Origin of the sequence: Streptomyces canus (genome assembly GCF_001514145.1) — a bacterium.
Taxonomy (GTDB): Bacteria; Actinomycetota; Actinomycetes; order Streptomycetales; family Streptomycetaceae; genus Streptomyces; species Streptomyces canus.
The window spans coordinates 1-7,390 of sequence record NZ_KQ948699.1 but is presented as its reverse complement, the minus strand read 5'-3'; the positions used below and the strand labels follow the sequence as shown (position 1 = coordinate 7,390).

Annotated in this window: 7 protein-coding genes; 5 read left to right on the top strand and 2 right to left on the bottom strand. The window is 70.4% G+C overall.

The window, feature by feature from the left end; all coding sequences use genetic code 11:
• Positions 1-68 precede the first annotated feature (68 nt).
• Both AQJ46_RS58330 and AQJ46_RS58325 read right to left on the bottom strand, forming a co-directional pair.
• A complete protein-coding gene (locus AQJ46_RS58330; protein WP_225887680.1) occupies positions 69-506 on the bottom strand; it encodes a Rossmann-fold NAD(P)-binding domain-containing protein in 438 nt (145 codons plus the stop codon).
• On the bottom strand, positions 503-856 hold the full coding sequence (locus AQJ46_RS58325; protein WP_225887679.1) for an SDR family oxidoreductase: 354 nt from the start codon (positions 854-856) through the stop codon (positions 503-505). Before AQJ46_RS58325 ends, AQJ46_RS58330 begins: the two co-directional genes overlap by 4 nt.
• 242 nt (positions 857-1,098) lie before the next feature.
• On the opposite strand from AQJ46_RS58325, the gene AQJ46_RS50895 reads away from it, so the two are divergent.
• The 5 genes from AQJ46_RS50895 (at position 1,099) to AQJ46_RS50875 (ending at position 7,363) form a co-directional block, all read left to right on the top strand.
• Entirely contained in the window at positions 1,099-2,280 is a 1,182-nt protein-coding gene (locus AQJ46_RS50895; RefSeq protein ID WP_059212175.1) for an ROK family transcriptional regulator, read from the top strand.
• Between the two features lie 115 nt (positions 2,281-2,395).
• Positions 2,396-3,916, top strand: a complete 1,521-nt coding sequence (locus tag AQJ46_RS50890) for a sugar ABC transporter ATP-binding protein (RefSeq protein ID WP_059212174.1) — start codon at positions 2,396-2,398, stop codon at positions 3,914-3,916.
• Positions 3,913-4,932, top strand: coding sequence for an ABC transporter permease (locus AQJ46_RS50885; protein ID WP_057616217.1), 1,020 nt, complete (start codon positions 3,913-3,915; stop codon positions 4,930-4,932). Before AQJ46_RS50890 ends, AQJ46_RS50885 begins: the two co-directional genes overlap by 4 nt.
• A gap of 17 nt (positions 4,933-4,949) precedes the next feature.
• Complete coding sequence (locus AQJ46_RS50880) at positions 4,950-6,002, top strand: substrate-binding domain-containing protein (protein WP_057616215.1); 1,053 nt, start codon at positions 4,950-4,952, stop codon at positions 6,000-6,002.
• 158 nt (positions 6,003-6,160) lie between these two features.
• Entirely contained in the window at positions 6,161-7,363 is a 1,203-nt protein-coding gene (locus tag AQJ46_RS50875) for a Gfo/Idh/MocA family protein (RefSeq protein WP_059212173.1), read from the top strand.
• Positions 7,364-7,390: the final 27 nt, after the last annotated feature.

The window sequence follows — 7,390 nt, the reverse complement described above, 5'->3', positions numbered from 1 at the left end:
GAACTGATGCGGGAGCACACCGAGCACACGCGAACGTCGTACCACGCCCGCCGCCGCTCGTAGTCACCTCACCGGAACGCGTCCGCGTGGTCCCGGGCCCAGCGGGCGAAGGTGCGCGGCGCCCGGCCCGTGACCTGGTGCACCGTGGGCAGGACCACTGCCTCGTCCAGGGTGCCGTCGACGAAGAAGGCGAAGAAGGCGTCGACGTACGGTTTCGGCACGCCGGCCGCCTCCATCTCCGCGCGGGTCTCCTCGTGCTCCAGTCCCACGGCGCGCAGGTCCCGGCCCAGCGCCTCGCCGAGGATCCGGACCCGGTCGGCGGGCAACAGCGCCTCGGGGCCGGTGACTTCGAGAACGCGGCCCGTGAACTCGTCGGACACCAGGGCTCGGAGCGCGACGTGCGCGATGTCGTACGGGTCGATGTCGGTGGTCCGCGCGTCCGGGAAGGGCACCCGGACCGTGTCGCCCTCGCGGATCTGGTCCGCGAGTTGGAGCGCGTTGGTCATGAAGCTCGTCGGGCGGACGAACGTCCACGCGAGACCCAGTCGCGTACGGCGTCCTCCGCGTCCAGCAGATAGCCGGCGACCGCGTTGTCCCGGTCGCCGGTGACCGCCGACAGGCCGGAGAGCAGGACCACGCGCAGCACACCCGCGGCCCGCGCGTCCGCCAGAATCTGCCGCTGGCCGCCGTACCCGGGCATCAGGAACAGCCCTCGTACGCCTGTCAGCGCGGCCCGTACGGTCTCGGGCCGGTTCAGATCGCCCGCCACGGCCTCCGCGCCCGCCGGTAATCCCTCGCTCCGCCCGGACCGGCTGATCGCCCGCACCCGCTCGCCGGACTCCGCCAGCGCACGCACGAGTTCGGCCCCACATTCCCTGTCGCACCCGTCACCAGAAACATGTGCTGCCCTCCCTTGCACCCATCCTGCGGGGCCGGGTGCCGGGGCACCAGAGTGCGACAGGTCTTTGTCCTGAGAGTGGAGAAAGTCGGCATCAATCTGCGCACAGCTTCTTCCCAGGTTCGGCAGCCGCTGCTACGTTCCCCTCGAAAGCCCGGCAACTGGTGGCCGAATGAGGCGGGGAGGGGCTCGTGAGACGCATGACGGCACGACCCGCGAACGCGCATCAGGCCCGGCTGCTCAAGCTGTTGCGCGACGGAGGACCCAACTCCCGAGCCCAACTGGGCGATCAGGTCGACCTGTCACGGTCCAAGCTGGCCGTGGAGGTGGACCGCCTGCTGGAGACGGGCCTGATCGTGGCCGACGGACTCGCCGCCTCCCGCGGCGGGCGCCGCTCCCACAACATCCGGCTCGCCCCCAATCTGCGTTTCCTCGGCGTGGACATCGGCGCGACCTCGGTCGACGTCGCCGTCACCAACGCCGAGCTGGAGATCCTGGGACATCTCAACCAGCCCATGGACGTCCGCGAGGGCCCGGTCGCGGTCTTCGAGCAAGTCCTGTCCATGGCCGCGAAGTTGAGGGCCTCGGGGCTCGCGGAGGGTTTCGACGGCGCCGGCATCGGCGTCCCGGGACCGGTCCGCTTCCCCGAGGGCGTACCGGTGGCTCCGCCGATCATGCCGGGCTGGGACGGCTTCCCCGTGCGGGAGGCGCTCAGCCAGGAACTCGGCTGTCCGGTCATGGTCGACAACGACGTGAACCTGATGGCGATGGGGGAGATGCACGCGGGCGTCGCACACTCCGTGGGCGACTTCCTCTGCGTGAAGATCGGCACCGGCATCGGCTGCGGCATCGTCGCCGGCGGTGAGGTCCACCGCGGCGTGACGGGCAGCGCGGGCGACATCGGGCACATCCAGGCCGTGCCCGACGGCCGCCCGTGCGCCTGCGGCAACCGGGGCTGTCTGGAAGCCCACTTCAGCGGGGCCGCCCTCGCCCGGGACGCCATGGAGGCGGTCGAGCAGGGGCGCTCCGAGGAGCTCGCCGCTCGCCTCGCGGCGAACGGCGCTCTGACCGCGGTCGACGTCGCTGCCGCCGCTGCCGCCGGTGACGCCACCGCCCTCGACCTGATCCGTGAGGGAGGCAACCGGACCGGCCAGGTCATCGCCGGACTGGTCAGCTTCTTCAACCCCGGCCTGGTGGTGATCGGCGGCGGGGTGACCGGCCTCGGCCACACCCTGCTCGCCGCGATCCGCACCCAGGTCTACCGCCAGTCACTGCCGCTCGCGACCGGCAACCTGCCCATCGTTCTAGGAGAGTTGGGTCCCACCGCCGGAGTCATCGGCGCAGCCCGGCTCATCAGCGACCACCTGTTCTCACCCGCGTAAGCCACTTCTCGGTACGGCGCCGTCCGCCACGGCACGTTCTGATACGCCCCTCCAGCACAGCGCTCCTGCTTCGCCCTGCCCTGAAACCGGCCCGCACGCCCGCCAAGGGGACCTCATGGCACCAGAACCACCGCTGCTCAGCATGTCCGGCATCACCAAGTCGTTCCCCGGAGTCCGGGCCCTCGACGGCGTGGACCTCGAAGTCCAGGCCGGCGAAGTGCACTGTCTGCTCGGCCAGAACGGGGCCGGGAAGTCCACCCTCATCAAGGTGCTGGCCGGCGCCCACCAGCCCGACACCGGGCGCCTGCGCTGGCGCGGCGAGGAGGTCACGCTCCGCTCGCCGATCGCCGCCATGCGCCTCGGCATCGCCACCATTTACCAGGAACTCGACCTGGTGGAGCACCTGTCCGTGGCCGAGAACGTCCACCTCGGCCACGAACCCACGGCGGCGGGGTTCGTCGTACGGGGCAAGGCGGCTCGTCGGTCGACGGCCGCACTGCTACGACGGCTCGGGCACCCGGAGATCGATCCGGCCCGCCTGGTCGGGGAGTTGTCGGCGGCACAGCAGCAGATCGTGTCCATGGCGCGGGCCCTCTCGCACGACGTACGGCTGATCGTGATGGACGAACCGTCCGCCGCCCTCGACCCGGACGAGGTCGACAACCTCTTCCGGATCGTCGGCGACCTCATCGCCGAAGGCGTCGCCGTCGTCTACATCTCCCACCGCCTGGAGGAGATCCGGCGGATCGGGGACCGGGTGACCGTCCTCAAGGACGGCCGGGCCGTCGCCGTCGGACTGCCCGCGAAATCGACGCCGACGCGAGAGGTCGTCGCGCTGATGACGGGCCGCAACGTCGAGTACGTCTTCCCGGACCGGCCGACGGCTCCCGCGAAGGGCGAGCGGCCACTCCTCGAAGTCCAAGGGCTCAGCCGACAGGGCGAGTTCGACCCCCTCGACCTCGTGGTCCACCCCGGAGAGATCGTCGGCCTCGCCGGACTCGTCGGCTCGGGACGCTCCGAGATCCTGGAGACCGTCTACGGCGCCAGGAAGCCCACCACCGGCCAAGTCGTCGTGGACGGCAAGGCGTTGAAGCCGGGAAATGTCCGAGCAGCCGTCCGCGCCGGGATCGGACTGGCCCCCGAGGAGCGCAAGGCGCAGGCCCTGCTGATGCTGGAGTCGGTCACCCGCAACGTCTCCGTCTCCTCCATGTCCCGCTTCTCCCGGGCCGGCTGGATCGACCGGGGCGCCGAACTCGGGGCGGCCCGGGCGGCCACCCGCGAACTGTCGCTGCGGCCCGACAACCCCTCCGTGCCGATCCGCACCCTGTCCGGCGGCAACCAGCAAAAAGCGGTCCTGGCCCGCTGGCTGCTGCGCGGCTGCCGGGTCCTGCTGCTCGACGAACCCACCCGGGGCGTCGACGTCGGCGCCCGCGCCGAGCTGTACGCGGTCGTGCGGCGACTGGCCGACGAAGGCCTTGCCGTGCTGCTGGTCTCCAGCGAGGTTCCCGAGGTGCTCGGCCTCGCCGACCGCGTCCTGGTGCTCCGCGAGGGCCGTGTCGTGCATACGGCACCCGCCCGTGAGCTCGACGAACACCGTGTACTCGACCTCGTCATGGAAGGAAGCCCGGCGTCATGACGCAACATGTGTCCCCGCCCCGGGGGAGCGCCGACAAAGTGCCTCCGGCGAGCGAATCGTTCGCGTGGCGAGGGGTGTTCGCCCGCGCCGACGTGCGCACCCTCTCCCTCCTCGGTGTACTTGCCGTACTGATCCTCATCGGCGGCATCACCAAGCCCGACGAGTTCCTCGACACCCGCAACCTCCAACTCGTCCTCACCCAGGCCTCGGTGATCGGTGTCGTCACCGTCGGCATGACCTTCGTCATCACCTCCGGCGGCATCGACCTGTCCGTCGGCGCGATCGTCGCCCTCGCCTCGGTGTGGGCCACCACCGTCGCCACCCAGGAGTACGGCTTCGCCGGCATCCTCTTCACCGCGGTGATCGTCGGAGTCGGCTGCGGCCTGGTCAACGGGCTGCTCATCGCGTACGGCGGGATGGTCCCGTTCATCGCCACGCTCGCCATGCTCGCCTCGGCCCGTGGACTCGCCCTGCAGATCACCGACGGCAGGACACAGATCGTCTCGATCAACAGCGTGCTGGATCTCGGAGAGCGCGACGCGTATGTGCTCGGCATTCCTCCGCTGGTCCTGGTCTTCGCGGTCGTGACGATCATCGGCTGGCTGGTGCTGAACCGCACCACCTTCGGCCGCCGCACGGTCGCCGTCGGCGGCAACGCCGAGGCCGCCCGCCTCGCCGGCATCGACGTCCGCCGCCAGCGCCTCTACCTCTACCTGCTGTCCGGACTGTGCTGCGGCATCGCCGCCTTCCTGCTGATCATCCTGTCCGGCTCCGGCCAGAACACCAACGGCAACCTCTACGAGCTCGACGCCATCGCCGCCGCGATCATCGGCGGAACCCTGCTCAGCGGGGGCCGCGGCACCATCACCGGCTCCGTGCTCGGCGTCCTGATCTTCACCACGATCACCAACATCTTCGCCCTGAACAACCTGCAGAGCGACGTCCAGCAGATCGCCAAGGGAGCGATCATCGTCGCCGCCGTGCTGGTCCAGCGCCGTACCGCAAGCACGACCTGAGGAAAGGGTTCACCGCCATGCCAGAGCACACGAGCCGCTTCACCAGTCGCAGAGGGCTGCTCTTCGGGACCGCCGCCGTCGGAGCCGGTGCCCTCCTCGCAGGTTGCACCAGCAACGACTCCAGCGACGACGAACCGGCCGCGAACGACCAGCCGGCCGCCGCCGAGTCGTCCGGCAAGCCGGTCACCATCGGCTTCGCCGGACCGCAGGCCGACCACGGCTGGCTCAACGCCATCAACGACAACGCCAAGAACCGGGCTAAGAAGTACTCCGACGTCACCCTGGAGATCACCGAGGGCTCCAACGACACCGCCCAGCAGATCGGCCAGATAGAGACCCTGATCAACAAGAAGGTCGACGTCCTGGTGGTGCTGCCCGCCGACGGCAAGGCCCTCACCCAGGTCGGCCTCAAGGCGATGCGTGCCGGAATCCCGGTCGTCAACCTCGACCGCATCTTCAACACCCCTCAGGCGTACCGCTGTTGGATTGGCGGCGACAACTACGGCATGGGCCTCAACGCCGGCCACTACATCGGCGAGAAGCTCAAGGGAAAGTCGAACGCCAAGGTCATCGAACTGGCCGGACTCGACAACCTGGAACTCACCAAGCAGCGCACCAAGGGCTTCGACGACGCCCTGAAGAACTACCCCAACGTCCGGAAGGTGGCCCGCCAGGCCGCCGAGTTCACGGTGGAGTCCGGACAGGCCAAGATGGCCCAGCTCCTGCAGGCCCAGTCCAGCTTCGACGCGCTGTGGAACCACGACGACGACCAGGGCGTGGGCGCACTGCGCGCCATCGACCAGGCCGGCCGCGACGACTTCCTGATGGTCGGCGGCGCGGGCGCCCTGTCCGCGTTCCAGGCCATCAAGCAGGACAACGGCGTCCTCAAGGCAACCGTCCTCTACCCGCCGACCATGGCCGCCTCGGCGATCGACCTCGCCCGCGCCCTCGGCCAGTCCAAGGGCATCAGCGGCCTCTCCGAGTTCGAGATCCCGGCCTCGCTCACCCTCTACTCGGCCGTCGTCGACAAGACCAACGTCGACCAGTACATGTCCACCGGCTTCAAGTGAGGCGTCCCGATCCGGGGCCTGGCTTACCGACCGGCCCGGCCGCGAGCAGCGGTGCGCCCCCGGCCGGCCGACCCGAACGGCAGGCCCCAGGAGCCCGGTTCGTCGACGGACCGGGCTGCACCCCCCACCGCGCCACGACGACGAGGAGGACATCGCGCATGGCACAGCCGCAGCAGTCAGAAGAGGCCGAGGTGCCGCCGCTCCGGGTCGGCATGGTCGGCTACGCCTTCATGGGCGCCGCCCACTCCCAGGGCTGGCGGACCGTAGGACGCGTCTTCGACCTGCCCCGCCGCCCGGTGCTCGCCGCGATCTGCGGACGGGACGCGGACGCCGTGCGCCGGGCAGCCGACCGGCACGGCTGGGCGGCCGCCGAGACCGACTGGCGGGCCCTGATCGAGCGGGACGACGTCGACCTCGTCGACATCTGCACCCCCGGCGACAGCCATGCCGAGATCGCCGTCGCCGCGCTCGCCGCGGGCAAGCACGTGCTGTGCGAGAAGCCCCTCGCCAACACCGTCGAGGAGGCCCAGGTGATGACCCGGGCGGCCGAAGAGGCCTTCGGCCGGGGTCAGTTCGCGATGGTCGGCTTCAACTACCGCCGGGTGCCCGCCACCGCGCTGGCCCGCCGGATGGTGGCGGAAGGACGGCTCGGCACACTGCGGCACGTGCGGGTGTCCTACCTCCAGGACTGGCTCGTGGACCCGGAGTTCCCCCTGACCTGGCGGCTGCGCCGGGAGCAGGCAGGCTCGGGTTCGCTCGGCGACCTGGGCGCGCACATCGTCGACCTCGCCCAGTACCTGGCGGGAGAGTCACTGGCAGGAGTCTCCGCGCTGACCGAGACCTTCGTTCGGGAGCGCCCGCTGACCGGCGGCGCCGTCACCGGCCTGTCCGCCGTCTCCGGGACCGGGACCGGGCAGGTCACGGTGGACGACGCGGCCCTGTTCACCGGCCGCTTCACCTCCGGCGCCCTCGCCTCCTTCGAGGCCACCCGGTACGCCACCGGCCGCAAGAACTCCCTGCGCATCGAACTCAACGGCGAACGCGGCTCGTTGGCCTTCGACCTGGAACGCCTCAACGAACTCTCCTACCACGACGGCACGGAACCCGCGGCGAACGCCGGTTTCCGCCGCATCCTCGTCACCGAGCCCGACCACCCCTACCTGGACGCCTGGTGGCCGCCCGGCCACGGCCTCGGCTACGAGCACACCTTCGTCCACCAGGCCCGCGACCTCGTCCACGCGATCGCCGAGGGCCGCCGCCCCGAACCCTCCTTCGCCGACGGGCTCCAGGTCCAGCGGGTGCTCGCGGCCGTGGAGGAGAGCGCCGAGAAGAACTCCGTCTACACCCCGATAGCCGTCTGAGGAGGCTCCGAAAAAGATGCCGCGTCA